This is a genomic window from Planctobacterium sp. R6, assembly GCF_055755215.1.
In genome coordinates, this window is record NZ_JBVTQY010000028.1 from 25,975 (window position 1) to 50,504 (window position 24,530).

Genomic DNA, 24,530 nt, shown 5'->3' on the forward strand with positions numbered 1-24,530 from the left:
CGCAGGTATGAGAAATCCTACATGCTGAAGTCAGTGCCACTATCAAATGGCGCAATAAGCTTTATCGGAAAAGGGCATTGCTCTCAGAGTGATGGAAATACTTATCGCTGCGTCATTGTTGATGTTGAAACTACAGGAGGTAGTCAGGAAGATACTGTCATTGAATGTGCGTGCCGAGAAGTACACTACACAAAATCAGATGGCATCGTTGATATTCAGCATCTTCATCAAAGCTTTCACCAGCCGCCTTTGAATGTTATCCCTGCCTACATTAGCGAGCAGACTGGGATTACATCTGATATGACACTTAACCAGCATATAAAATCCTCCAAGGTGTGGGATGTAATTGGGCGGGCTGATGTGTTGCTTGGTCACGGGGCATCATTTGATTGTAGGTTCTTGTCTCGACTGTGCCCATCGATACAAAATAAACGATGGGCATGCTCGGTGTTAGATGCTGACTGGCGCAAGGTTTCTTCGGATGCTTCGTTGACGTCATTACTTAAAGCTGCTGGCTATCGATATGACGCACATAGAGCTGGCGGTGATGTTAATGCTTTGACGTGGTTAATGATGTTATATCCTGAGCAATTCTTGTCGATACTAACCCGGGCGAGACGGTTTTATGGTCCATCAGTGTTATGGGTTACATCGATGCCATTTCATCTAAATGCATACCTAAAGAGTCGTGGACTCTGTTATACAGACAGGCACCCTGAATTCGGTAAATGCTTCTATATCACCGGCACTTATGGGGCGATGAGAAAACTCGGGAATGAAATCACAAGTCAGGACGAACTATGCAGGGTCATTGTGTCTTCTAATGAAGGTATTCGATTCTTTTAATGAATAAACATTAAGAGGACTAAGGTCATGTGCATCCGCTGGGATGTATTGATGAGAAAGGCTGATTGGTAGTCTGGTGGATTTTTCCGGTTGGGTTGCTGATTGAGTATCTCGCAATCGGTTCAGCAAATGCATGCAAGTGTGAATCCGAAGGTATTGGTTGTTGAATAAAACCTGCAACCAGTTTTAGCTTTCATGTTGAACTGTTCAGGCTGACTACAGGTTAAAAGTCCATAAGCAGGCTGCAACACTAAGAGCGCCATCAGGCTTAAGGTAATCATCCCATGCCTCAGCCAGAATAGACCTCATCACATTTACAATGAGTTCAGAGAATCTTCGCTCAGCAGCTCTTCCACCACTTCGACAGCAGCTTCATACGTTTCTTTGTGTAGGTAGTGATGTTGCTTGCAACGATTCACAAGCAGATACACTCCTTTCTCCTGTTGTGCCAGATCACGCTTTTTAGAAAACGATTCAAGCTTACAACTCACTGTTGCCTCAACGTATGTTTTGGCCAGTTCGACCTCAATAAATTCAGACGCACCTTCCCATGGAATGTCATCACGGAACAGGTTCCATTTATCTTTCACTTTACGAATCGATACCAAGGTGAAGATCACCATGAGTTCATGTCGAATTGAGAGGTCGTTTTCGTCAAGGACCTCCCTCCATTCAAATTGGTATGTCATGACAGGCGCTCTATTTAATCTTGTGGTCGTTCAGCAGAATCCTTTTTCATCGCTTCAATTAAGTTGATTAGCGCTTTAAATGTATTCGGGCTTTGCGAACCAGATGCGCAGAACTCCACGCTATCAAAAGAAATGCGGTCGCTTTCCCTCATCATTGAGACGTGGATATCGCCGTCGACACCACTCCTCATAACCTGCAACTTAAAACCATCACGCATATCACAAATCCGAGTTACGGTCTGGTTACCTTCGGCATCAATAATCCGATCTTTCATAGCACACCCTCCAGAGTGATAAAGATATTGAAAAAGCAACATACCAATGACACTATAAAGCGAACACAAAGCATGTCAACAAAATGCGAACACATTAATGAAAAAACCTGAGAGTAATAACGAAATCATTGAGGCCGTCTGTAAAATACTAAGCCTGGAAAATGGCAACCAGTTGGCTAATCACTTTGGGAGAAATCGAAGAGCGGTTACGCAGTTCAGAAAAGGACAGGGAAACACACTAACCATTCAAATGCTAAAGGCCATAATTGAAAAGTGGCCTGAGCAGACAAGTAATGAGGAGGTCAATGGAAAGAGAGCTAAAACACCGTGAAGACGACTCTTGCCACCAGCTGAAACTCCACGACTGGAACAGACTTCACGGAACCGGCCTGTATAGCCATGCCAAAGCAATAATACGGCGAGGTAAAAACTTCTGAAAGTGACGTGAATATGGTTCACAAGACTGAGTTCGAAAAAGAGTTTTCTATTTTGGCAAATTATTCTTCATATGACACGTCCGCCAGCACAGTCATTAGCACTGATGGATTAGCGATAATGGCTTCAGGAAATTCAATGAAGGTGATTGACCTTTATGGTCAACAATAGCGCTGAACTCCCAGAGCAACTCACTATACTTAGTTTAGTGCATGTGACTCTCCAGTTAATCAGAACATCAACGCTATAAACCACCGGTCTCCTGTATACAGTTTTGAGGGGATAGTCTGGGTTTTCGAGCACATCAAACGTCAACCGGCTTTCACCTTTGATAATTAAGTGCTGGCAGAGTATTACTCACCGTATGGTCCAGTACGCTATACAGTGATATCTCATCTTTCAGTGGAGTCAACAATGTGCAAGCCACTGTGTGATTGATTAGCCCCTGCCCCACCCATTTAAAATCATCTACAACAGGTACTCACTTTGCCGGGCACGCCACCAGCCTGGATAGCCTGCACTAATTCTGAGTGATAGCGTTTTATTTACTGCCTGCCTACTGCATTACTCACCACTTTTTTATGATTAAAGCGCTTATAGGTAAAGCGACGATGCAAGCTGTGCATAAATTTAATCGGGCAGGATCGTGTCATTTGCGTTTCTATTCGGAATTATTGATTTTTAAATAATCCTTCCAGCGTTAGCTCTTACCATAATGGTCACGCTAATATTCAACCTGGTAGTCGGTAAGCATGTAAAGCTGAATAACAATTTTCATCCTTGATTGAGATAACTGCCTTCCAGCGCCGGATGAGTTCAGATTGAAACAATTCCCGCATTGCAGGCGAAACGCCAAATCTTTCGAATGGTGGAAAACAATTTGCAGGTCGGTTTAACAGCAATAGCTGACAGTATTGGTAAACGCACATAGCATAGCTACTGGAGTATTGAGCTAAATTACCTTATCGTTATCCCAGAGAGCTTTACGACATCTGGATGAAGAAATGACAAACATCAAAGGAGCACAACTTGTACTGCAGGAGCACATCATTTGCAGGGTAAGGGATTACGGCTCGTGGTTTATGATATTTGCAGTGACGTTTCTATTCGTCGATATTGATGTGCCAGCCTGGAATGAAGTCCGGTCATTGATAGTGCTTTCTGGTTCTGCGGCATTCCTTGCGCTGCTGACCTGTAAATTCATCCGGATGCTTAACAATAATGAGTCCACCAGCATAGATATTATCTCAATAAAGATTATATCTATTACCGGGCTGCTTTTGTTGTTTGTTATGGTAACTATCGTATTTGCGTTGGCCGGATTAATACATCCTCCGGTCTGAGATCAACATCTCCGATTGTCATCGGGCTGCTTTCAAAAACGCCAATCCTATTGTCAGGTTTTGGCTATCCGAACGTAGCGATACACTCTATGGTTGCGTTTTATTGCGAGAAATTGGCAAGTCTTTTCGTAGTACTGGTGGTAAGTTGCAGAAAAGCGGAACCGGGTTATAAGAAACCGGAAATGTTCGTTGATTAATATTCCATTGTTATACCGTTAAACTTAACCATCTTGAATAAATGGCAATACTATCTATTCATCAGTATCTCGTATGATTTATTTACTGCAGCTTCATTGGTAAAAACACGAGGATCCAGTTCAGAATCTTCAAAGTAGATTGGACAGACCGGTGACAACGCCCCGTTATTGCTCCGCCTTTCCCGGAACGACAACACGAGCAGCACCAACAGTCTCACCCATATATGTATAAACGCCACTTAGTTCGTGTAGTGACTCATGTAGCGCGGCAGACTGTTCAGTAATCTGTTGACACATATGCATTGCATAAAGAGGGTTGTGGCCACATGTGTCAGGGTGACAGCAACCACCACACACTGAGCAGCCATTTTTTTCTGTGCCCTCGACTTTTTGTTGCCTGGCACATTTCAGGGCTTCAATCGCCTGATCATATTGCTCAATAGAAAACATCGATGTTACCTCTCTTCTGTTTTTGGATAAAATATCAGTCCACGGATGCTGTGGTGCGATAAAGTAATATTCCATTTTGCAATGAAAATAATAAGCACCCGAAGGTGCTTGTTGTTCTTTACGCTTTAAGTTTATAAAACTCAGACTTGCTACAACACATTATGTGGTCAGAGCGTTTTCTGTCGCACCGTTCAGCTTCTTCAATACGATGCCAGCTACTGCCCCAACGTACACCAAAGGAATATTCAAAGGAGACAAATACAAGACTGGCTTTAACCACCCTAAACCATGCTTGCTTTACTTCATCGAAGAAATAATAGCCTTCGAGACTTTTCCTGGAGCTGCGGTAAGTCTGCTTTACCAGATCATCAAAACTGTTGTACATGAGTGCACTCCTGTGTGGCAATATGAGTTTGTATAACTTGGTGTAATTATATCAATGACTTTTTTGGCGTCAATAATATAATTACATGAATTACAAAGAACACGCTAAACAATGTTGCTGACAGGCGTTTAAATTAATTCAATGTGGAATGGGACTGTGAGCGTGCCAGCCTCTCGAATGTTGAATGATGGTAAATCGGTCATTCAGATAAGATAGTGTATCAGGTTGGTGTAGGGGTGATTGCTTCACTGAATGCCTGGTGAATAACGCACGCCTTACTGAAAGGCTGTACTGTCGGAGAGGACTTTATTTATACCAGGTATAAAGAATCATACCGTGGATGCCACTAATAACCATTTGACAAACGGTTGCCCAATGTTTGTAAAAGACTGCTTATCGCTGGTAAATGGTTGCTAGCAATTGATAAACAGTTGCTGGAAACCGGTAAAAGGTTGCGGGTGAACGTGCCATTTAGTATGGGTCTTTATTACTACCAGATTGTATAATTTAATTGAACGCCAGAACGCCATTATGAAACTGTATTTATGTTAAATAACGTCAGCTGTACCATAGAATGCGATATACAGACCTGTTTGGTATGAGGCTTTTTATTAGCCCTACAACAATGGCGCAAGCCCCGACCAAGGATAGAAATCTGATGAGTCGAGATGTGCATGTTCGAGTCGCAATGGCGTGTGGTATCACCAGCTAAGGACCATGGCGCAGTGCCAAATCCCCGAGGATCAATCAAACCTTATCACTTGAATACTTAAAATCCAAAGGGCTTTATTCGCTACGGGATGGTTGGATAGCGCTTCACTATCCTGAATGAAACGCCCTGTGCGGAGCCGCATGCAGGGTGTTGTGGGGGGCTGGAGGGTCTTAGAAACCTCCGGCTACCCGATTTCTCGGAGTTTTTCCTCTACAAGCTCTAACAGTTCTTCGAACGATTTTCACTCCTAACTTTGATAACAATATTGCGCCACAAGCAGGTGCAACTTTTAAGCAGGCTAAAATAAGGAGCGAAACGACGGGACCCTGCTTAAAACTATCCCACTTACTTGGCTTGTTAGCATTTAAGCTCTTTTCGAGCAGTAAGAATCAAATCTTGATGTAACTCAAAAAGTTCTGTACCTAAGTCGTTTAACTCCCTGATTTGCTCATCTACATGAGGAGGCCAATCCCATGCATTCCTATATTCACTTGGCACACACGATAAAATCTCTCCATTACCAATTGCGCTAGACCTGTTCGCCAGTGTATAGATAAAGTGTCGAGATTTTGTGATGAAGTTACTTCGCTTTTGTTCAAGTTCAGGATCTAAAAACTGCTTCTGAGTATTGTTCCACGTATGAACAAATCTATCCAAGGCTTTAACTGCATTACCATGGTAAGAATTACCAAAATCATGTTCCTCTAAAAGCTTAACGTCCAAGCCATCTGAGGGTAGCAACTCGACAAACTCAGTAAAGAGCTTTTTATCAACTTCAATTAACTCTTGTATTTCTATATGCGCTAACTTGTTTTCTCTATAAATAAAAAACCTGTAACCGATATTGTGGACTAATGCTAACAGTATCAGTCCAAAACCTATCCAATAATCCGCCGTACTAGATTGAAGTTCTGGAAGAGAATAGTGTTCGCCGGAATTTAAGTTAAAAGTGTCTACAAGCCAATTATAAAAAATTTGCTTTAAAGGAGTAGGTGTTAAAAGAATAGTTACTCCTGCACCACCCACCAACCATGTGAGCTTGTTTGAGAAATCAGGAAATATCCATTTTTTTAATATAATTTCTTTAACTTCCTTACGATTAAACACCCATACTCCCCCTTGAATACTAACTGCGTATTAATGCTACTTCATAGTAACATCCGTTTCCCCTGAAAAACCAAATTCTGTGTTTTCATAGGAAAGAAAATGAAATGTCCGCTATACGTACATTTGAGACCTTCAGTTTGATATTTTATTACTCGAAAATTGTTTCCCTGCTCAAAATTACCGTATCTGCTATGAAAGTTTCAATTGCATCTGAAAGCCTAGCCTGAGTAGCGACACATATAGCAACCTAGTATGAGACTTTATAAAGTACTCTCCTACATGTACAACTGCTTTGCGCCGTCACTTGTTTCTAATCAAGATAAGCTATTCATCTGACTCCTCTTCTGGCAAATTCAATCTCTCTGCACACTCAATATGATAATGAGCTAACTCATGATTAGCCTTCTCGTCGTCCGGGTATATCGTACAACCGCAATGGTCACATGTATCAACTGCTGCTAAAAACACCGATTATCACTCCACAAGTTAAGCGGTACCTGCCCTTCTGAATTGACAGGAAGCCTGCTTTAGCCGTTGGACTCAGATGACTCGCTTAAAAGTTTTCATAAATGACATAGAATCACAACGACCGTTCAACCGTTTACCAGAAACACTTTGATAGCACACAGAACCGTCTCTGCACTCAGTCACTACAACCGTAGAGCTACCATTACTGTATTCACCAGGGAAGACCTCATTTTGTTTAGTTAGTCTTTTCACGTTGCACCTCCTTACATTCAATCGTTTAGGTTTTTGCGAGACTTTACTCAATCAGCTCCAATTCAGGCTTAGCCGGCTCAAATACAAGTTCTACCCCCTGAAACAGGGTGGCCATTACATATCTTACGAACAAGTCAAACACCTTTCTGGCTTCCCAGTCTTGCAACCCCATTCCTTCAAGCCATGGAAGTATCTCATTCGCATCGTCAGACGGGCGACTTTCCAGCATCCATTGGCAAGCAACTTTTTCAACCGTAGATATTGGCTGCTTAGGCATACTTAAAAACATCATTGTAGTGCCGGTCACATCAAAATCATCAGATATTAAAAATTCTATCGCAATACGCCCGGCAGATTCGATATTGGCCGCACAGGGAAAAAGATAGACATGGGTTGACTCATTTTCTACGGAAATGAACCCATCACCTGTATTTTCTGATCCAGTCAACCGCCCTTCAATAAGCTTAAAATAAACGTTATTACTCATGTTGATAGCTCCCTCATAATTCCTGCTTAACCCAATACAATTGAGTTAATTCTGTGCTGCACTCTCGCTGCTGCAATGTATTCTTTTTGTTTATAAAGCGCGTCTAATGTTTCCCTTAACTGCTGCAAAGAAGGGTTCTCAGGCTCATCAATCAGGTCTCTGATAGCATTAAAAACGAAACCGTTTTGCTCTAAATTTTCCATAACAAGAATACTCCAATATCTACGATTAAATTACTTCAAGCGCTGACAAATCAGACTCGTTTTTACAGTAAGCAACTCTACCTGTATTGACATTCAAAACCTCCCAATAGCTGGAAGATTCAGCTTCAATAAAGCGTTTAACTTTGTAAACAACTCCATCAATACGGCAGGCACCAAATGTCGCTGCAGTACTACCTAAATATTCACCCAGTTTTCCGGATGTTCTGGATAGTATTATCGTTTCTATTATTTCGCCAAGCTTCATGTTGAAAATGCCTGTGGTTGTGTAATTAATATTGATGAATGTAATTATAATAATTACATTCAGAATGTCAATAAAATAATTTCACCAGAATGCAAGACACTATACTTTGATATGTTTATAAGGAAGGAATGATAACGAATAGGCAGGCATTCTCACGCCACGAGACCGGCTGTATTTATGTTTGCCGCCGTGGCGCGTGATTAAGATTGGTATTTAGATACATCGTACTTTGTAATTACGGTTTGTTCGTCACAGGTAGCATCAAATGACGTGGTATATTGGGCAAACAACTTATTCATTCGTCTGGCGGTCTTACTGCAGTCAAGCAGCCCTTTCATAGTCAGTGTAATCACTTGCGAACCCGGCTCCCAGTGATATTGATATCGGGTCAACTGCCGTGCCAGTATAATGGCTTCCTTTTCGGTGGCGAACTCACTAAGACCATGACGGATCACAAAATCCTTTGACATGAAATCCACGGCCACATGATCAGCACCTTTAAAGTATGCGTGTTGAGTAGTCATTATGACTTCCATTATTTTGTCCGCGTGCCAATTGTCGTAGAGTCCGGAGCCTTTAATTATAAAAAATCCCCCTCCACTTAATCCTAACAACGGAACACAAAGTAAATACACCGTCATAATGCACCGCACCGAAAAGCTCTGAGATTTATTCCAGGCGCGAAAAGCTTCAGGCTCCTCCTTTACACTAAAAAAGCTATATATAGCAATGCAATGAAGTAAAAAACAGAATGCGCCAAGGAATTTAACTCCCCACCCCGTAATGGCATCAAATACCCCGCCTACCCAGCAAGAGATAAATACGAGTACGGCGAGTAACACCCGCTGAGCCAGCAGCCAATGAGACTCAATGGCGCCTGTATCAGTGAGGCTATTCGGCTGGCCCGACCCAGGGACTTTAATGATAAGCTCTTCACCCTCATACCAATATTGCTGCCCTTTTGTTTCCACGCCAAGGGTATTTAGTATTCTTTGTGCATACTCTTGTGAAACCGGCTTGCCGTTTTAGAACCGCGACAGTGTACGTTTGCTGACATGGCATTTCTCAGCAGCTAGCTCCTGTGTCCAACCACGTTTTTCCCGAACATCTTTAATTGTTAACATGTCGATCCTGAATGAATGTAATGGGTGTTTATCTGATTATCTGGTGAGTCCTGATAATAAAAACAGGACTGTCACCAGACAGGTTGAAATCAAAATAACTGAACTATATTCACTAAAGCAGCCTGACTCTAAGAATACTGTCTGCTTTCAGTCATGCCGGAGGTTAACAAGTCCGGGACCTGGAGTGTTAACCCGGTTGAATCCTCGAACAGTTCCACCAGCTGATCACAATAAACGTTCTCAAAATGTGCTACCCGAAACTTTTCAGCGAGTTTTTCAGGGCTCCAGTTAATAGTGGTAAGTAACTGCTTTTCACTCAACCCCTTCCATAATTCCATATCATAGGTATCTGATGACTCGATGTATGTGATCACAACTCGCTTGATATTTGGAACATTACAGGCCTTAAAGTCGAACTGCAGGCGTACATTAGAGTTTTCTTTTTCATCCACCAAAAAAGGCGCTCCAAGCACTTTTTTCAGCCCAATCATCATATTCAGACGCGCAGAACCCCCAAGTTGGTTGATAATGGTGATAGCCGTATTTCTTGTATATTCAGATAAAGCCATGATGGACCCCGAGTTTATTTGTGAATGAGTGCATTACAGAGACGTCGTGACGTTACCAGGCTTCAAAGCCGCCACTTTTTACGGCAGTAAATACCAGTGCGATCGACTTATGGTGGCTATGTCCTGATTGGGTTTAGCAATGCGAGACAGAAAACGATATAGAATTGATTTAACCCTTCACCGCTTAAACTTCGATAAGCCGACAGGTTGTATACCCTTTATTCACCTTAGCCTGCAAACGTTTAGCACAGAGATGACTTACCACCATCCAGCACAGTCCTGCTAAGAATTCCCCACACGCCACCAGCACCAACGAGTACACAACTTCAGTCCCGTAATCCAGCCGGGGCGTACCTGAAATTGAATCAGCCAGATTATTGAAGTTATGGCCCGCAATAAGGCCTGATAATAAGCCTGCTACGTCGATAAAAACGCGAAGCCCAAAAATACAGTAAAAAATGTACAACCCCAGAAAGTTATCAGAGGATAAAAGTAAGAACGCCCCGGTACATTGCATTAAGCAGTTCGCGACTTTTGAAATAACAGGGGAAAAAACCATAATAAACTCCAGGTGGCGACGATAATATGTTAACCTGAAACAATATTAACACTTCTGCTTATAAGCACAAGTGTTAATTTGATATTTTAGGAATTTTTTTAACAATGACTTTCCTGGAAACAGGTTTGTAAATATCCCCTGAGTCAAGGTGCACCTTATAATCATTCTTTAACCATCGGCTTAATTCCTGAGGTAATATCTCAGGATTATCCCTTAAAAAGGCCGCTTTATTGCCTCGCTTGGGTCCATAGACAGATCTGATATACTCGATAAGTAACATAGCTTTTTCCTTTCACGTCAGCACACTAATGCGCTTTATCAATAGCATTAGCCAGCAAGAATATAAGCGTAACCGTTTATAAACAAGTACGACTAAGCTGAAGATGGATTTATACTGCAATCAATATCTCTATTGGTACGAAGAACCTCATCACCAGATAAATTATGTGGCGTTATCCGCAACAGTGCTTCAGGCATTTAAGTCCAGTGTTTTGAGAGGGTGTTGATAGTAGAGTTCCCAGGCGTGCAAGTTAATCGAGGGTAAAGAACAAAAGCCGCTTATGCGACCTCTGCACTTTCCTCCCACACTTTTCCATGCCCTTGTTCGATTAAAATAGTTAACCATTGCTCCAGAAATGTATTGAGCTGCTGTCTCAATACCGTGCAGACCTTTCCGGGTTCGGGATACACCACATGATAGGCACAAGGGATAGCCTGCTGAAAGGAGTAAGCTTCAACCGACTTCAATTCAGGGTGTAAAAACAGCACCATGTCTGGGTCACAGCATAAGTCTCCATTTTGTTTAAAGTAGTGCGCTATTGAGATCGCCAATGTTCCCTGACTGTTAAAATTATCCAGTAGTGGCAGTCTTTCACACACCAGATCGGTAAAACCACCAGCCTTACTTTTAGCGTACGTGCGCAATTTACCGTCTTTTACAATGCCCAGCGTTTCCAGGTGCTCATAGTTTGTGTTGTATATACTTTTTTTGGATTGTTTCATTGTTCTAATCTCCCGGTATTCAATTATTCAAGGCGCCAGAGCGCCACAACTTAAAGTGAATCAGGCTTCAATGTCCCTCTTTGTCCTCACCTCTAATTCCCCAAGCTTTAACTTTAATCGCTTAAAGGCTTCGAGTTTTTCATCCACTGATTGAAATTCAGCCACATCCGGCACATCTGACCCCAACGCAGACAAATCAGGTCCAGGCTGATCGTGCTCAGGCGCATGGGTAGCATTCTGACTTGTCTTTTCGGCTGGCTGGCTATCGCTTTTTTGAAGGCTGCTAATATGCGCCAACAGTATGGTATGCGTCGCACGATAATCAGCATACTTCGGATGTAATGGCCCGGTTTTTTCCAGGTATCCCTCCACCAGCAAGAGTTTTTCACCCAGCTGTTTCGGGGAAGGGCCGGACGCCAACCACTGACGACAACGATCACAATTAGATTCTGACATAACGCCTTTTCCTCACATCGAATACGGACAAATTCACAACAGCATAGAATGCGATTCAGTGGTGAACCGTTTGGGTGTTAGTCAACGCCTTGCGTGCACACACCGCCTCTTGCACCTCAATAAACCGCTGCGCATATTCGCGCACCAATGTCCGTTGCAGGTGGTAGCCTTTCCCTTCGCGGTCCACCAAAAATGACTTGTTACCTTGTGAGATAACGGTGTTATATCCGCTCTCCACCAGCTGGTGGACCCAGTCAATGACCGTATCTGCATTAGAGAACTTTTGACGAAGACTTTCATCTGCATACTTCAGGGCTTTCTTTGCCTGTTTAATAGTGCGCTCAGCCAGCATGACGGCTAATGATATCCCGCAGTAATTGGCTATCAGGAAATCCATATCTTTTTTGCGAAAAACAGCCTCATAACCAATCAATTCACAAAACGCTGCTTTTGATTTGTCATTGAAACCAACGCCATGAGACAGGTACTCAGCCAGTGCATGATAGCGACGCTCAAGCATGGCAAGCGCCAGGTCCTCAGACCATTTTGATTGGCGTTGCTGATCATTAAAAACATGTCTGTCGATCACCTGACGCATCGTACAAAGAGATAACCCGGTATCGGTACCCGAATTATCATCTTTCCGGACCTCCTGCAGGGGTTGTTGTTCTGGCATATCTTGTGTAGTGACCATTGATTGTCTCATTGTGAGTGTCCTCTGAGTCTGGTGAAATTTACGGTTAAACTAATGAGCATCATTTTGTCATCGGGACCAAAATGTTGACCATTCAAATGTTAACACAAGTGTTTATATTGTCAATATAATAATTACATTGAATGATGAGAAGTTCCACAAATTTGTAGGTGAATGAGGGCACCCTGCCCAAAGGACACCTTATATTCAGACTACTACAACTGATAAGTTGCCGGATAAAGTGAACAACAGGAAGGGCAAGCGGCCCAGGTGACATCGGTTGATAAACTACATCACCTCGATAACCTTTAATGTGACTGGCAAATATCGAAATTGCAGCAGGTCGCCCGTATGGTTACCTGAGCCAGACGTTTACCCATGACAGTCTGGCTCAGTCGCTGATATGTATGAGGGAGTCTTTGACTGCATGCTTCAGCAGTACTTATTTTCAAATTCGGTTTGTTCTCGATCCAGGCGCTCGAATCGCTCTTTTGTTGCTGGTGGCATTTGGTCCAATTTGTCCGCCCACCTGTCGAATATTCTGTCAATTTGCTTTAAGCGTTCTGCGGCCCGGCGTTCCTCTGATTGTGGAGGACCAACCAGGCGTTTTAATTCATTAAGGTTGTCGGCACTATGAATCGCTGAAATGAGTTGTTCTGCAGTTAAATTGCTCATGCGTGTATGCACTCCTGCTTTAGGGTCAAATAAATAGTAAAAGTCTTATAGGGGATCCAGCCAGGCGGTATCTTTGTCTTTTGATTGGCCATTCCACTTTTTAACGGCCATGTCTGTGGTTTCGGCTATAATTGCATGTCCACACGAATAACAGTGAGCAATGTGACTCGACGCCCCAACGTCACTGGAGCCACATTCTGTGCAGTCGATTAACTCTTTATTCGCTTTCATGAGGTTTACCCACACTCTTCATCGCGATGGATGCCATATTCACATTGTGTCAGATAACTAAGTTTTTCTGATCCTTTCATCCGTTTATTGCCTCTAATCGTTGTGGCGCAAAGAAATGCGCCCGGTTACGCAGTAGCCCCACCTCTGAAAATCAGCACCTGGTAACCGGCCTATTGATTATAAAACCAGGTACGTGCTGACCTGGGCATGTACTAATACCCTTTCTTACTTTTGCTCTTTTGGGGCTTTGTAAATCGGGTGTACCAGCCATATTTGCGTTGTGAAATAGGCTTTTCTTTGATTCTTTTGCCGGGCCGTTGCCGCCCGGGCGATTCAATAAACATCATCACCAGCTCCTTCTTTGTTTTACCACACACTAAGTAGTAACCATGAAATCATGGTTTCGATACATTCATGACTTATCGCTTAGCGATTATCCCCGTTAAATCACCTGTCGGGTTTCGTACTCACCAGGGTTAAAAATTAAGGTCACTTTTTCTGGGTTTTCTGGGCGAATGTATTTCCAGTACTCTGCAAGAAATGCGTTAATATCATTATCGAAATGACTGTGAGAAAAGCGACACTCTAAAGCGTATCGAAGACAATGTGCCGCGGCTTTTTCATCCGGCATTTCATTGTAATCTTTGTCGCATTCCCATGGTTCCAGTAATCGTTTTAAAAAACCTTCCGGACGCAAGTGGGACTGAGAATACAGTAGCGCCATTTTCGCTAAGCGTGGCTCCGTCTTAATCGCGTTATTCCATTCATTATCTTCATCAGCAGGCCATGCTATTAAAATTTCGTGCATTGTAAGTTACTCCATTGTTATCAGTCAGAAACCATCAGGTATGAGCATTAAGCTTGCACACTACTCAGACGATGCCAGGGCCACCATGCGACAACGCTTGATCACGTTTTCCATGTCTGCAATATATCGTCTGACAATACTGTCGACGGCGCTTTTGTCAGACGTTTTAGGTAATATCGCAGTGGTGGTAATTAAAATATTATTCCCTTCAGTAATAAATTCCGCAGTAAGGTAAGCATGCTCTGCATCGTACTGAGAAAGAAACACTATAGCGTCATTTGGTGAAGCAATAGTTTTGAACGTTCTTTTCGCAACAGCACAAGACGCGCCGCAGGTTTTGTCCCACCCATGCTTGTTAAACACATTAGCAACCATAGTCTGGAACTCATCATATTCGGAAGTGTCAATCCAACGGTTCATAGTAGTATTACCTGTGAAAAAAAGTGGTTGTTTAATATTGAGTGTAAATATATCAATTACAGCCAATATGTCAATATAATAATTACACTTATTTTGTGAAACCTTCACCTCTATAGTCACGATATCGATGACTGATTACGAATTGCGTGGAACTTAATTGCTGCAGAAAATGAAAAGACAATGTAATTGTTTTATTGACACTTCGCGGTGTAATTAATACAATTTCATCATTGTTAGCATTTCACTCTACAGGAATAAGATAATGAGACTGCCAAGACATGATATATTGCGGAGCGAAGTAGACCGCCTGCACATGGAAAAATTTGAACAAAACCACGATTTTGCGAGTGCACATCGAGCCTTTGTGACTGGGTTACATAAAGCATTTAGCCCACTCACAGAATGTGCCGCATATGAATATGCAAAAGCACATTATTTTGCTGCCCTCTCAGAAATCGAACAGCATTTCAAGGTTGATAAGAATGGCGCCTGGTATGACATCGTGTTGGTCACTGAAGACCGGATAAGCAATGGCGTTGTTTCGCATAGCCACCAGCAAAGCTACCGTGATCCTGCTAAGGCAATGGAAACGTGCCGGGTTCTCAATGCACTGTTTAAAATGACGCCCTTACAGACGGACCCAATCTCTGGACCGGCTGAAAAAAAGGCCTTACCAGAACCCCATATGTGCCATTAACAGAACGGGCGGTAACCGAATACCACCGCCCTTAAGCCTCAGATGCTGACCAGGTAGACTCAACGGTATTGATCAGGAACCGGGAGTCCGGATCATTTTCAAATGACCAATTCAAAACAGATAAGAAGGGGTAGTAAATCCGATTTTTAGGACCATAGTGGAGCGTTCAACACCTGTGCCGTCTGTATGTGATTTAATGATATAGCTTGCTTGCGTTAAATCATTACACTGATCTACAAACCAAGCCGTAGCCTATTCCAACATTCATTTTTAGCATTGGAATGCCTTAAGAAAGTCTAGTATTCCAATATGCTACCTATGAAAAATGAACATATTACTTGTAATAAAAGAGGGAGTTAAAGGCTACTTGTTAGCCTTTGTAGTGGTCTATGTATTCAGGAATGGCAAGGCGTATTTCATCAAGAAAAACGTTAGGTTCCAGCTTGTTAATGTAGCGAATGGTTTTAGCTGTATAGGGTTGTATGGGCCTGATTGAACCCTGACCAGATACCATTTTTTTGAATGTTGAATATCCAACGCCCAGGAATACATGAAAGAACTTGTCAGGCAAGGATTCGCCGTTAGGTAAAGTAATATTGGCCTGTGATATAAGAAGCTGCCACCTGTCCACTTGCTCCTTGAATTGTTTGTTGGTCAATTTTTCCATGATATAGTTCTTTTGCTGTTTTTTACGTCTCGTTTTAAATGGCAAGCCTAACAAGGGGTCGTAGCCTTGTTAGGCGCTCTATTCATTTTACGCAGCTTTTAATCGTAAGATTTGCGAGGGGGCTACCTGTAAATTATCACTGATATTCCACACGTTATCTTCAACAAATTTTTTCTGATTGGTTTCATAGGCAAAGTCTTCTTTGTTTCTTACCCAACCAAGCACCCGACTAACTGTCACATTGAATCGAAGCATAGCTTCTTGATCCCATTTCATATGTCGGTTGCCATTTAGATAAAATCGAATAGTTACCAATTCAATACGTTCTCCGCTTGGATCCGTGCCAAAAATTGTCACTTTATCGCCAGGGCAGATGTAATCATATGCATTCGACAACATCAAATTGCTGTAACCCAAGAGACGAAATATCACAACAAGATCTGACGTAAAGCATCGCGCATCTTCTCTAAGTCCCTTTTCGTAAGACGCATTACCGAAATTTCCATATCCACTAAACACAAATCGGTAATCTAATTCACGTTTGCACGTTTTATGTGCATCTTTATCATTGTCCCAACGGGTACAATAGCGCCAATCGTCTTGAAACATATGTTCATTGGATTTGTAATATGTCTTGATTGAATCTTTGTTAGTGAGTGTTTTAAATACGTCAACCAATGATTCCTCAATCAGACCGTTTGCCATATCGACTGCAAACGTGATGATGTAAACCGCATTAGTATAGGTAAAATCAAGTGCGTTTGCTGATAGCGTGTTAAGTAAGTCTTTTTTATGTGTCGTAATCAACTTTTCTTTGAGCGTATCGAGTTGGTCAAAAAGTAAGCTCCAATACACATTCCGATAGCCAAACAACTTTTCTTTGATACCTTCGACAATTTGTTTATGTTCAATGCCTAATTCAGCTAAAATGGCACCGTCTAGCTGACTGATTAACTTGTATTGTTCAAGCACTTTTTGCAAATCACGTTCATAACTGTCAAGCAGCGCGTGTAAAATTCCTTCACTTTTAACCAATGCGTAACAATCAGATCCTGTGTCATTCATTTGGGCGCGAATGCGTTCCCGTTGTTCATACTCTCTGAATTTTTCCGTGGTTTCTGAGTGTGTCTTTTTCAGTCCTAAATCATTTTCGATAAATTGTTGAAATGGGCATGTTACATCTTTGTTTAATGAAGGTCTCCACCAACGCCAGTTGTGGCGGTCTTCTTTAAACCGCGCTTCAATCCTGGCCTGCTCTTCTGCCATCGCTTCGTCGCTGACATCAATGAAACTAAAGCGTACCAAATCAACCCTGGCACGCGCCTGTCGTTCAGCGTCAAGAAAATCAGATTGACCAATCACTTGTTGGTATTTAATACCTCTTACTTTCATCGCTGATTTGATTTGTTCGTCCTCAGTCCAGCGTTGAGGTATAACAGCATAGAGCACGTTAAAATTAAGTGTTTGTATTATCCGTGATACCCAATTTGAAAAATCACTGTACGGGGGATTTACAAACGCAAAACTGGCGTTTTTAGAAATCAGATTAGTTTCGTAAAACTCTGTACCCAGCAAAGTAATGTCTTTGCTACTGTATGTTGCTGTATGAACTTCAGCTTTTTCAATCGCAAAGGGCTTAAATTTAGAATCGCGCTCACCTTTATCAGAATTCAACGCATCACATAAAGCCAGTAACACGCGACCATCACCTGCACCAATATCTAATATCTGCGGCTTTACGTCTCTGTCATTAATATCATAAAAAGCAGCCAGGCGTTTTACGTCAGATACTATTGTTTTAATTTGTTCCTCAGTCGTTGGATACCATTCAAAATCCTGGTTTTGTTCCTTTAGCTCAGCAACAGTCAATAAAGTGTTTTGTCTATTTGTGGAGTCCATACTTGCCTCGTTTATTAATGCTCTATGTCGTAGTAAGCATTTGTTGAAAGAGATTTCATTATAGGCTACAATGTAGCCTATGCAAGTGGTTTTTAATATCTTTTTAAAATATATTTTGAATCAGATGAAAAGCCATAACCTTCTCGACCTATTCCAATATCGCCCCTAGTTTATTGCCTCAATTGCCTTGTTATTGCACTGTGATAGTGTAATCTATATTGCAAAGTAATATATATAAAATATGCAATTACATAAATGTTGAGGCAGATATTTGTCGATAGTGATATAGATTCGCTATTAAACACCGCCTGTACAGGCAAGTTCGCAGTTAAAGATAGGTATCTAATAGCACAGTTAACTTACGTTCCTCTGTCGCTTACAGAGCATAATTTATTGCGCTTGCACCAGTTAATAAGTGACAAGGGCGAAGTGTACCGAAAATGGGTGTTACCAGCCGCTTATAGTCGCAGTAAGAAAGATCGAGTCATAGAAGTGCCAGAGGTATTCTGCCAAGCTCTTGAAACCTATCTTGCATGGTATGAGCAGCAAGAATTACCACCCAAATTCAGACATAACCTTGGTACGCATAGGGGTTTTTCTGAGTTCGCACCTTCTTTATTGAATGACCGACTGAATGAATACGCTATGAGTCACCGAGCAGTTATGAGCGGCATTAATAAGCAGCCTACTAACCTCAGAACCAAAGTTAACACATTACTTAAAAAAGCTGGTTTAGATTGGGCTACAGCGAAAACCTTTGAGGACTCGCTAATCATTCACTTAGCTAAAAATGTTGATCATGGTGTTGTAGCTGATTTGTTCGGCTACTCAACGAGAAAGATCGTAACTGACAAGTATAACGGTAATTTGCTGCAATTATCGGATGCTATCAATAGCGTATATGCAAGAATAAAAGTGACAGGACATTAAAAAATGACGCGTAATAAACACAGCACATACAACGCTAAACGAAAACAAGTCCTTAAAGTAGAAGAACTCAAAGACGATGCAGAAATGCAAGCTTTTTGGGAACAGTTTAAAGCGGATTTGTCAGATAAATCAGGCTCAACAAAGCAAGGATTAATTGATATTTATCAGTTTGCAAAAACAAACAATTACTTTTCTGAAAAATAGTCAAAATAATACTTGAAAAGGTCGCGCACCGCGACTATAGTTTATTCATACTTACTTCACTGTTATACGAGACTAAAAATGAAAAAAGCAACTATTAGCGATATTGCGATTTCTGAACAGCTTTGGTGGAACCATGATTGCTTTATCGACTTACCACAAGTTGGTAAGTGTGAGCTTGTAGCTATTCATGGACAGGATTCATCTACTGAGGCTGCTTATAAGGGGTATGACGACTCGACACTGGTATCATTGAAGCCAGTCTCAGGTAATAAGCAGTTTCAGCGCATGGTGGCCAATGACACACAGTTTGATGTGCAGTTGGCTTAAAATTTAATGGGCGCTTAGCGCCCCATTGGAATATATATTTCCTTCGGGACGGGATTGGCAGTATCTCGATATTACTGCAAGCCAAATGAAAACAGGATATGACTGGCAAGGCATTAATGGTGTTTTGTAGAGTCTGGCGAAAGAGTTTATTTAACTCCTGCACTCCACGGAGTGCAGCATTAAATAAATTCACCAAGTTGGAAGTTTGCCCTTAATCGTTTTTCTGATTGCCGGCATTGAATTTTGAATAGATTTTAACGATTGGAAAATTCGCGTATGGCATTAGAAGTATTTGCAAAGCTAAATAATCTCGGTGAGTCAGCCAGTGAAGATCATATATTCACAGGTAGAAAGCAGGACTTTACCAATGTTCACAAATGGCTCAATGAGCAATACGCAGCGAACAAAAGGAAAAAGGCAATACAAATGTTGAGTGAGCTATTTTTAATACGTTCACAATTTGAGGAACCTTTTTTGAGACTCAATAAGAAAGAAACTATTGCGTTTCACCAAGCACTTCACGACCTGTATCAAACCAAGAAAAGCAAAGCTTTGAAAATGGTGGTTGATATGCTCGGTGAATCACTTTGGATTTATTAAAAGAATATTGGAAATAATATGTCACGAGATAACGATATTTTTACCCAAGGCATCGTTTACGCAGCTGCTCGCTGTATTGAAATGTGTGATGAACCAACGGTTGCGAAAACTATTTTGCATGAAGCAAATGTTGACCGAGAAAAAGCGTGTGATGCTGGAACCGATTCAGCTGATCTTACCTTTATCGACCACGAAGATGCATGGCCTAAGTTGTGATGGGAAACGTAATGGCAAATGGTTGATATGGAAGAAGCTTTATCACATTTCCAGAATGCGGTGAATACAGGCATTCGGGTACATCGGTTGTTAACTGACGATGAAATGGTAATGAAAGTTGACTACCCGGATGGCGGTGCAAGGATAACCCATGCACTCATCGAGGAGCAAAAAGTCATAGGGCTGGTTGCTTATGCGATTGAGCCTCCTTATGAAGGAATAGAGTGTTGGAATGTTAATTGGAGTGAATGTCATGTCAGAACTAACAAAAATCCCAGACGAATCGCTTGAAAAAGCAGTACGCGATTTAATTGCGTTCAACGAATTTACATTTTACTCAGAGCGTGATGTTGACGAATGTACAGGGTTAACGTTTGCGTTAGAGTTTTTGTACTGCACATTAGGCTTAAATGACTGTGATGTTGATTCTGCGGAACTAATTGAGCAACTTGTTACTAAACTCGATGATACAGCGACTAGATTAAATATTGCTAATTGGGAGTTTGTTAAAGCTAATATGCCCTATTCACGCAGTATGAGTCGGTGACAACAAAGTATTGGAAAATTTTTCGGTGAATGTGCATGCGAATTTATAAACGTGAAAAAGCGGGATTGAGAATGCAGATTTGGAACGACTCAAATATTGAGTGGTGTGTTCAGGATCAACATCGAACGACTCGTTATCCAAAGAATAAATTCACAATGAAGGAAGCTGTTGAATTCCATGTTGAATTACATTCGAAAGGAAATGTTGACTGATGATGAAAGTTCACCACTCCAAAATAAAAGCTATGTTTTCATGGCCTGAAAAGTTAAAAGTTTGGATTAGAGGTGAGTCCCTGGTTGATGGTGTAGAGCCTCTAGATCTTCTTGATGAGAAGCAGGGTTACCGGGGGAAATCATGGTCAGAATTGAATGTTTATGATTACCAGTCATTAGTAACCATGATGCGAATTTATGAAAAGTCGCATATCAATATTTCAGAGCTGAAAGGCTCAATATCAGATTTTAAAACAGCGATGAACGTAATGTTCGATAGCGCTGAACGTTTATAGGGTTGGAATTACCCTAAATGTCAGAACGTAACAGCGAAAAACACCTTTCTAGCGAGCAACTAAAAGCCAATGTATTGCGAGAAATGCTTAGGTTTAAGGCATATATCGGTCAACAGTGTGAGTTACGTCTGTCAGAAATTAGTGATCTTGCATTTGAAGGCTATGTTTTTGCTACACCTCAAGCTGCTGCGTTAGCAATAAGCAAAACAATAAAAACAATGGTTGATGATGGTGTCGTTTTGAGAAGTGGACAGCATTATCAACTTACATCAAAGGGCGTTGCTGACGCTCGAACTTTGTAATTGGAATAAATGATGATTTCTAAAGCTGACGTAGGTAATGAAGTTTATTTAGTTAAATGGGACCGTTCAGTATCTCGGAAGCAGCGCATTGAAGCTGTGGGTACTTTAACTCATTTCGCTAGAGTTAATGCAGCAATCGATAATCAAAGTTATCGAATTGTACGCAAACTTGATTTTGGTCTTGTTCTGTCAAGAGGATCTGTTACTGACAGTTATATCGAAGTGTTCAGGACAGCCGAAGATATGGAAAAGCAAAGAAACGCGACAGCTCAACGAAGGGAATTAATTGAAGCATTTTCAAAGAATGATTTTGTAAAAAATCTATCTCTGGAAAAAGTTGAAAGTCTGCTGAAAATTGTACATCAATAAACTACGTTGAAATTAAAGGAGAAATTTATGGAGATTGAATTTAAAGATTTAGATAAAGCACTGCAAGAAGATATAGCGGAAGATTACGCAGGTTTTGAGTTTCACGAAATTGCTTTGGAAAATGCTGCGATTGAGGGTGATATACACGTTGCTTACCACGACGGTATCAATAGAGCTGGGATTGTTTACGTTGGTTCGGGTTCTAACGGTATGACCGTTTGGACCGATGCAAGCTCAGTTGGAGATGCAGTTAGACGCTATAACGAAGACGACCTTATCAACTAATTAACGGGCTTTGCGCACCATTGGAATATGGAGAAAATAAAAATGAAATATGTGATTTTTTCTGGTCTTTTGGCAATTAGCATGAGCGCATCTTCGCAGGATCTGACTGTACAAAAGCCGTTTAAGGTTGAGATTATGAAAGACGGTAATATCAGCGAATGGTCGCATGTGGTATCACCGATGGCAGCTGCAAAAGTGACCTCAACTACGGATAGTGGTAGCACGACGATTGTTCTTGCTTCAAATAATGCCGGCTCACAGTTGCTCTTTGAAAGTGAAGAGTTTGGTAACTGTGAGAAAATGAGCAAAGAAAGCAGTTTTTCATGCACGACTGATACCGGTGCGCTGGTACGAGTAACCTTTGACTAAAATGCGTCGCGTAGAAGCATAGTTTAACGATAAGGGACAAATTCATGAAACTCTTCAAGACAGGCATAAAAAGATGAGTCAGTCTCGCAAAAAAATTAGTTTGCGTCACGAGCGCATGTTGTAATCAAAATAGTTAAGAAGGGTCGGAAAATCCAATTGTCCGACTTACTTTTTTTGAGTATTACATTCTCGTTCAAAATGCAACTCTAGTATCCTGGTTGCCATTGATATTACACCGGATTTACCTTCACCTTTGTAAATCCGGCTCACAGTGGAACGATCGATACCTATGCCGTAAGTGTGTGATTTAATGATGTCGCTTGCATGAGTAAAATCATCACACTGCTCTACAAGCGATTTAAACTTGTTTCTGACACTCTCTAGCTCATGTTGATGCATTTTCATCCTGGTAATATTTATTCAAAAGCCTTCGCTACAGGCAAGGTCTCACCAAAGGATTCATGCTGCTCCCCAACGACCTGAAGTTTTGAGATATTTTCACAGTTACGCATCTTCAATCTTAGCCCGATATTGTTTCCGGGGCCAAGCTGATTATGCAGCCAACCGACACAATGTGCATCTGCAGTTTCATGACAGGCCATGACTCTGAGTGTGTTTCCTAGTGTAGAAAAAGCATCATCAGGATCGGCAATTGTCGATATAAGCTCTTTGTGTTTTTCTATATCGTACCCATTGGGGATATCATGCGGATTAACCCGCTTTTTCCATGGGCATTTAGCACATTGCTTAACTCTCTTAAGTTTCATTTGAGTATTCGCCTTTGATAAAAATACTATTCCTGACTTGTTGGTACCAAGGCCAGGCATATTCATCACATCGTACTGCCACCGTAACCCCCTCATTTTGAACCGAAGTTAAAAGTAGAGGTCAAGCTGCCATCAGAGGTGGTTTTAATGCCAAGCCATATTAAAAAGCAGCAGAAAAGGAGCAACGCGATCACATAAAAACCCCAGGGCCTGTCATCAATTTCAGGGAGCGCCTGAGCAATGGCGCTTTGGCTACACATCAGAAACTACAAAATCAACAACCGGCATACATAGTTCCGCATCTAATTTTCACTTAATAGTTGTGCAATTTGCGCAGTCTTTTTAGGGCAAACATTACGTAAGTTAATACTGAAACTTGCATGACCATTATTATCTATTGTTCCATATATTTGACCTTTCATGTTCGGCACAATTACGTTTGCAGTAACACCACTCTGAGAAACACTAAATTTACATTCCGGCCTTGATGTCATTTGCTTTATTATTCCGCTGAATGCCAATTCACTTCTTTGTCGCATTTGTTCAAGAAAGGAATAGCGCTCATATCTCTCTGAGAACTTACCAACAGTAAACTCAACGACATCTTTAATTAAGTTGATATTATTATCGTTACCCAAAAATGCCTGCCCTCTTTTAGAAAACAGCACCCCCGGATTAATACCAGTAACTCTGAAATATAATGATGTCCCGTTGCTCAACAACTCAATCCAATGAACATAACTACGTTCACCTTTACAGCCTTGCACTCTGACTTTGAAAGGACTGTATTCATTGATTTTGATGGAAAATCCACAGAGCAAACCAGAGATTTCAAAAGTGTTGTGCAACACTTTTTTGTACAGTTGCCAATGTCGCAAAACATCTTGATCATTGTCAGGTAGTGAGTAAGCCATAATCGATACTATTTTCTATAAAGGTTTAGTTCAGAGGCTTCTGTTCCAGGTAAACCACCCGGCTTGATGCACTCCCAAACAATTGTCGAATTGCAATCTTCAGCAACATCCTGTGCTATGGCCGCAGCGTCTTCTGCGGTTAAAAAATCAGTAATATCATCGAAGCCGTAATCTTCAGCGGGACCAAAGAAATTGACTTCGTAGAGTACTTCCGGCGCGTCTTCTTCCTGACACTCAGAAATTACTACGTGATTCGTATAGTGTTCATCTGACATCT

At 41.5% G+C, this 24,530-nt stretch carries 39 protein-coding genes; 15 read left to right on the forward strand and 24 right to left on the reverse strand.

Annotated elements, in window-relative coordinates; genetic code table 11:
- Nucleotides 1-21: 21 nt before the first annotated feature.
- Nucleotides 22-846, forward strand: a complete 825-nt coding sequence (locus AC0J20_RS16180) for an exonuclease domain-containing protein (RefSeq protein WP_473022506.1) — start codon at nt 22-24, stop codon at nt 844-846.
- A gap of 314 nt (nt 847-1,160) precedes the next feature.
- On the opposite strand, the gene AC0J20_RS16185 is transcribed toward AC0J20_RS16180, so the two are convergent.
- Together AC0J20_RS16185 and AC0J20_RS16190 are read right to left on the reverse strand one after the other, a co-directional pair.
- Complete coding sequence (locus AC0J20_RS16185; protein WP_473022507.1) at nt 1,161-1,454, reverse strand: hypothetical protein; 294 nt, start codon at nt 1,452-1,454, stop codon at nt 1,161-1,163.
- A 95-nt stretch (nt 1,455-1,549) separates the two neighbouring features.
- Complete coding sequence (locus AC0J20_RS16190; RefSeq protein ID WP_473022508.1) at nt 1,550-1,810, reverse strand: hypothetical protein; 261 nt, start codon at nt 1,808-1,810, stop codon at nt 1,550-1,552.
- Between the two features lie 1,439 nt (nt 1,811-3,249).
- On the opposite strand from AC0J20_RS16190, the gene AC0J20_RS16195 reads away from it, so the two are divergent.
- Nucleotides 3,250-3,588, forward strand: coding sequence for a hypothetical protein (locus tag AC0J20_RS16195; protein ID WP_473022509.1), 339 nt, complete (start codon nt 3,250-3,252; stop codon nt 3,586-3,588).
- Nucleotides 3,589-3,950: 362 nt separating this feature from the next.
- On the opposite strand, the gene AC0J20_RS16200 is transcribed toward AC0J20_RS16195, so the two are convergent.
- From AC0J20_RS16200 to AC0J20_RS16280, 17 genes are all read right to left on the reverse strand, one after another.
- Nucleotides 3,951-4,235, reverse strand: a complete 285-nt coding sequence (locus AC0J20_RS16200) for a hypothetical protein (RefSeq protein WP_473022510.1) — start codon at nt 4,233-4,235, stop codon at nt 3,951-3,953.
- A gap of 118 nt (nt 4,236-4,353) precedes the next feature.
- A complete protein-coding gene (locus AC0J20_RS16205) occupies nt 4,354-4,620 on the reverse strand; it encodes a hypothetical protein (RefSeq protein WP_473022511.1) in 267 nt (88 codons plus the stop codon).
- Nucleotides 4,621-5,689: 1,069 nt separating this feature from the next.
- Nucleotides 5,690-6,439, reverse strand: a complete 750-nt coding sequence (locus tag AC0J20_RS16210; protein ID WP_473022512.1) for a hypothetical protein — start codon at nt 6,437-6,439, stop codon at nt 5,690-5,692.
- A 763-nt stretch (nt 6,440-7,202) separates the two neighbouring features.
- Entirely contained in the window at nt 7,203-7,646 is a 444-nt protein-coding gene (locus AC0J20_RS16215; RefSeq protein WP_473022513.1) for a hypothetical protein, read from the reverse strand.
- 26 nt (nt 7,647-7,672) lie between these two features.
- Entirely contained in the window at nt 7,673-7,849 is a 177-nt protein-coding gene (locus AC0J20_RS16220; RefSeq protein WP_473022514.1) for a hypothetical protein, read from the reverse strand.
- Between the two features lie 25 nt (nt 7,850-7,874).
- Nucleotides 7,875-8,114, reverse strand: coding sequence for a hypothetical protein (locus AC0J20_RS16225; RefSeq protein ID WP_473022515.1), 240 nt, complete (start codon nt 8,112-8,114; stop codon nt 7,875-7,877).
- 200 nt (nt 8,115-8,314) lie between these two features.
- Nucleotides 8,315-8,638: a hypothetical protein gene (locus tag AC0J20_RS16230; protein ID WP_473022516.1), complete on the reverse strand. Its 324-nt coding sequence runs from the start codon at nt 8,636-8,638 to the stop codon at nt 8,315-8,317.
- 501 nt (nt 8,639-9,139) lie between these two features.
- The gene (locus tag AC0J20_RS16235; RefSeq protein ID WP_473022517.1) at nt 9,140-9,238 is read right to left on the reverse strand and encodes a helix-turn-helix domain-containing protein; all 99 of its coding nucleotides are present in this window, start codon (nt 9,236-9,238) and stop codon (nt 9,140-9,142) included.
- Nucleotides 9,239-9,366: 128 nt separating this feature from the next.
- Complete coding sequence (locus AC0J20_RS16240; protein WP_473022518.1) at nt 9,367-9,807, reverse strand: hypothetical protein; 441 nt, start codon at nt 9,805-9,807, stop codon at nt 9,367-9,369.
- Nucleotides 9,808-9,991: 184 nt separating this feature from the next.
- On the reverse strand, nt 9,992-10,366 hold the full coding sequence (locus AC0J20_RS16245) for a hypothetical protein (protein ID WP_473022519.1): 375 nt from the start codon (nt 10,364-10,366) through the stop codon (nt 9,992-9,994).
- A gap of 558 nt (nt 10,367-10,924) precedes the next feature.
- Nucleotides 10,925-11,368, reverse strand: coding sequence for a DUF1249 domain-containing protein (locus tag AC0J20_RS16250; protein ID WP_473022520.1), 444 nt, complete (start codon nt 11,366-11,368; stop codon nt 10,925-10,927).
- A 60-nt stretch (nt 11,369-11,428) separates the two neighbouring features.
- Nucleotides 11,429-11,824 (reverse strand): hypothetical protein, encoded by a 396-nt coding sequence (locus tag AC0J20_RS16255; protein ID WP_473022521.1) that lies wholly within the window; start codon nt 11,822-11,824, stop codon nt 11,429-11,431.
- Between the two features lie 55 nt (nt 11,825-11,879).
- Nucleotides 11,880-12,530, reverse strand: coding sequence for a hypothetical protein (locus AC0J20_RS16260; protein ID WP_473022522.1), 651 nt, complete (start codon nt 12,528-12,530; stop codon nt 11,880-11,882).
- 420 nt (nt 12,531-12,950) lie between these two features.
- Entirely contained in the window at nt 12,951-13,193 is a 243-nt protein-coding gene (locus AC0J20_RS16265) for a hypothetical protein (protein ID WP_473022523.1), read from the reverse strand.
- Nucleotides 13,194-13,238: 45 nt separating this feature from the next.
- Nucleotides 13,239-13,424, reverse strand: a complete 186-nt coding sequence (locus AC0J20_RS16270) for a hypothetical protein (protein ID WP_473022524.1) — start codon at nt 13,422-13,424, stop codon at nt 13,239-13,241.
- A 442-nt stretch (nt 13,425-13,866) separates the two neighbouring features.
- A complete protein-coding gene (locus AC0J20_RS16275) occupies nt 13,867-14,232 on the reverse strand; it encodes a hypothetical protein (RefSeq protein WP_473022525.1) in 366 nt (121 codons plus the stop codon).
- A gap of 60 nt (nt 14,233-14,292) precedes the next feature.
- Nucleotides 14,293-14,652 (reverse strand): hypothetical protein, encoded by a 360-nt coding sequence (locus tag AC0J20_RS16280; RefSeq protein WP_473022526.1) that lies wholly within the window; start codon nt 14,650-14,652, stop codon nt 14,293-14,295.
- Between the two features lie 262 nt (nt 14,653-14,914).
- Here AC0J20_RS16280 and AC0J20_RS16285 point away from each other — a divergent pair, with 262 nt between their 5' ends.
- A complete protein-coding gene (locus tag AC0J20_RS16285; RefSeq protein ID WP_473022527.1) occupies nt 14,915-15,349 on the forward strand; it encodes a hypothetical protein in 435 nt (144 codons plus the stop codon).
- Between the two features lie 370 nt (nt 15,350-15,719).
- Here the strand turns inward: AC0J20_RS16285 and AC0J20_RS16290 are convergent, their stop codons facing one another.
- Nucleotides 15,720-16,016, reverse strand: coding sequence for a hypothetical protein (locus AC0J20_RS16290; RefSeq protein WP_473022528.1), 297 nt, complete (start codon nt 16,014-16,016; stop codon nt 15,720-15,722).
- A gap of 87 nt (nt 16,017-16,103) precedes the next feature.
- Nucleotides 16,104-17,915 (reverse strand): DUF4942 domain-containing protein, encoded by a 1,812-nt coding sequence (locus AC0J20_RS16295; protein WP_473022529.1) that lies wholly within the window; start codon nt 17,913-17,915, stop codon nt 16,104-16,106.
- Between the two features lie 255 nt (nt 17,916-18,170).
- Between AC0J20_RS16295 and AC0J20_RS16300 the strand changes: the two genes are divergently transcribed.
- The 12 genes from AC0J20_RS16300 to AC0J20_RS16355 all read left to right on the forward strand — a co-directional run bounded on the left by AC0J20_RS16300 (nt 18,171) and on the right by AC0J20_RS16355 (nt 22,572).
- Complete coding sequence (locus AC0J20_RS16300; protein ID WP_473022530.1) at nt 18,171-18,845, forward strand: hypothetical protein; 675 nt, start codon at nt 18,171-18,173, stop codon at nt 18,843-18,845.
- A gap of 3 nt (nt 18,846-18,848) precedes the next feature.
- Nucleotides 18,849-19,049, forward strand: a complete 201-nt coding sequence (locus AC0J20_RS16305; RefSeq protein WP_473022531.1) for a hypothetical protein — start codon at nt 18,849-18,851, stop codon at nt 19,047-19,049.
- Nucleotides 19,050-19,127: 78 nt separating this feature from the next.
- Nucleotides 19,128-19,376 carry a hypothetical protein gene (locus AC0J20_RS16310; protein ID WP_473022532.1) on the forward strand — a complete coding sequence of 83 codons (249 nt, stop codon included), beginning with the start codon at nt 19,128-19,130 and terminating at the stop codon, nt 19,374-19,376.
- Between the two features lie 276 nt (nt 19,377-19,652).
- A complete protein-coding gene (locus AC0J20_RS16315; RefSeq protein WP_473022533.1) occupies nt 19,653-19,976 on the forward strand; it encodes a hypothetical protein in 324 nt (107 codons plus the stop codon).
- A gap of 18 nt (nt 19,977-19,994) precedes the next feature.
- Complete coding sequence (locus AC0J20_RS16320) at nt 19,995-20,192, forward strand: hypothetical protein (RefSeq protein WP_473022534.1); 198 nt, start codon at nt 19,995-19,997, stop codon at nt 20,190-20,192.
- 18 nt (nt 20,193-20,210) lie between these two features.
- Nucleotides 20,211-20,483, forward strand: coding sequence for a hypothetical protein (locus AC0J20_RS16325; RefSeq protein WP_473022535.1), 273 nt, complete (start codon nt 20,211-20,213; stop codon nt 20,481-20,483).
- On the forward strand, nt 20,446-20,739 hold the full coding sequence (locus AC0J20_RS16330) for a hypothetical protein (RefSeq protein WP_473022536.1): 294 nt from the start codon (nt 20,446-20,448) through the stop codon (nt 20,737-20,739). The genes AC0J20_RS16325 and AC0J20_RS16330 overlap by 38 nt, the downstream gene beginning before the upstream one ends.
- A 211-nt stretch (nt 20,740-20,950) precedes the next feature.
- Entirely contained in the window at nt 20,951-21,247 is a 297-nt protein-coding gene (locus AC0J20_RS16335; protein ID WP_473022537.1) for a hypothetical protein, read from the forward strand.
- Between the two features lie 17 nt (nt 21,248-21,264).
- Nucleotides 21,265-21,549 (forward strand): hypothetical protein, encoded by a 285-nt coding sequence (locus tag AC0J20_RS16340; protein WP_473022538.1) that lies wholly within the window; start codon nt 21,265-21,267, stop codon nt 21,547-21,549.
- Between the two features lie 9 nt (nt 21,550-21,558).
- Nucleotides 21,559-21,918 carry a hypothetical protein gene (locus AC0J20_RS16345; RefSeq protein WP_473022539.1) on the forward strand — a complete coding sequence of 120 codons (360 nt, stop codon included), beginning with the start codon at nt 21,559-21,561 and terminating at the stop codon, nt 21,916-21,918.
- Between the two features lie 27 nt (nt 21,919-21,945).
- Nucleotides 21,946-22,203 carry a hypothetical protein gene (locus tag AC0J20_RS16350; RefSeq protein ID WP_473022540.1) on the forward strand — a complete coding sequence of 86 codons (258 nt, stop codon included), beginning with the start codon at nt 21,946-21,948 and terminating at the stop codon, nt 22,201-22,203.
- 42 nt (nt 22,204-22,245) lie between these two features.
- Complete coding sequence (locus AC0J20_RS16355) at nt 22,246-22,572, forward strand: hypothetical protein (RefSeq protein ID WP_473022541.1); 327 nt, start codon at nt 22,246-22,248, stop codon at nt 22,570-22,572.
- 416 nt (nt 22,573-22,988) lie between these two features.
- Here the strand turns inward: AC0J20_RS16355 and AC0J20_RS16360 are convergent, their stop codons facing one another.
- The 3 genes from AC0J20_RS16360 to AC0J20_RS16370 form a co-directional block, all read right to left on the reverse strand.
- Nucleotides 22,989-23,408, reverse strand: a complete 420-nt coding sequence (locus tag AC0J20_RS16360; RefSeq protein WP_473022542.1) for a hypothetical protein — start codon at nt 23,406-23,408, stop codon at nt 22,989-22,991.
- Between the two features lie 233 nt (nt 23,409-23,641).
- Entirely contained in the window at nt 23,642-24,253 is a 612-nt protein-coding gene (locus tag AC0J20_RS16365; RefSeq protein WP_473022543.1) for a hypothetical protein, read from the reverse strand.
- An 8-nt stretch (nt 24,254-24,261) separates the two neighbouring features.
- Complete coding sequence (locus AC0J20_RS16370) at nt 24,262-24,528, reverse strand: hypothetical protein (RefSeq protein WP_473022544.1); 267 nt, start codon at nt 24,526-24,528, stop codon at nt 24,262-24,264.
- Between the last annotated feature and the right edge of the window lie 2 nt (nt 24,529-24,530).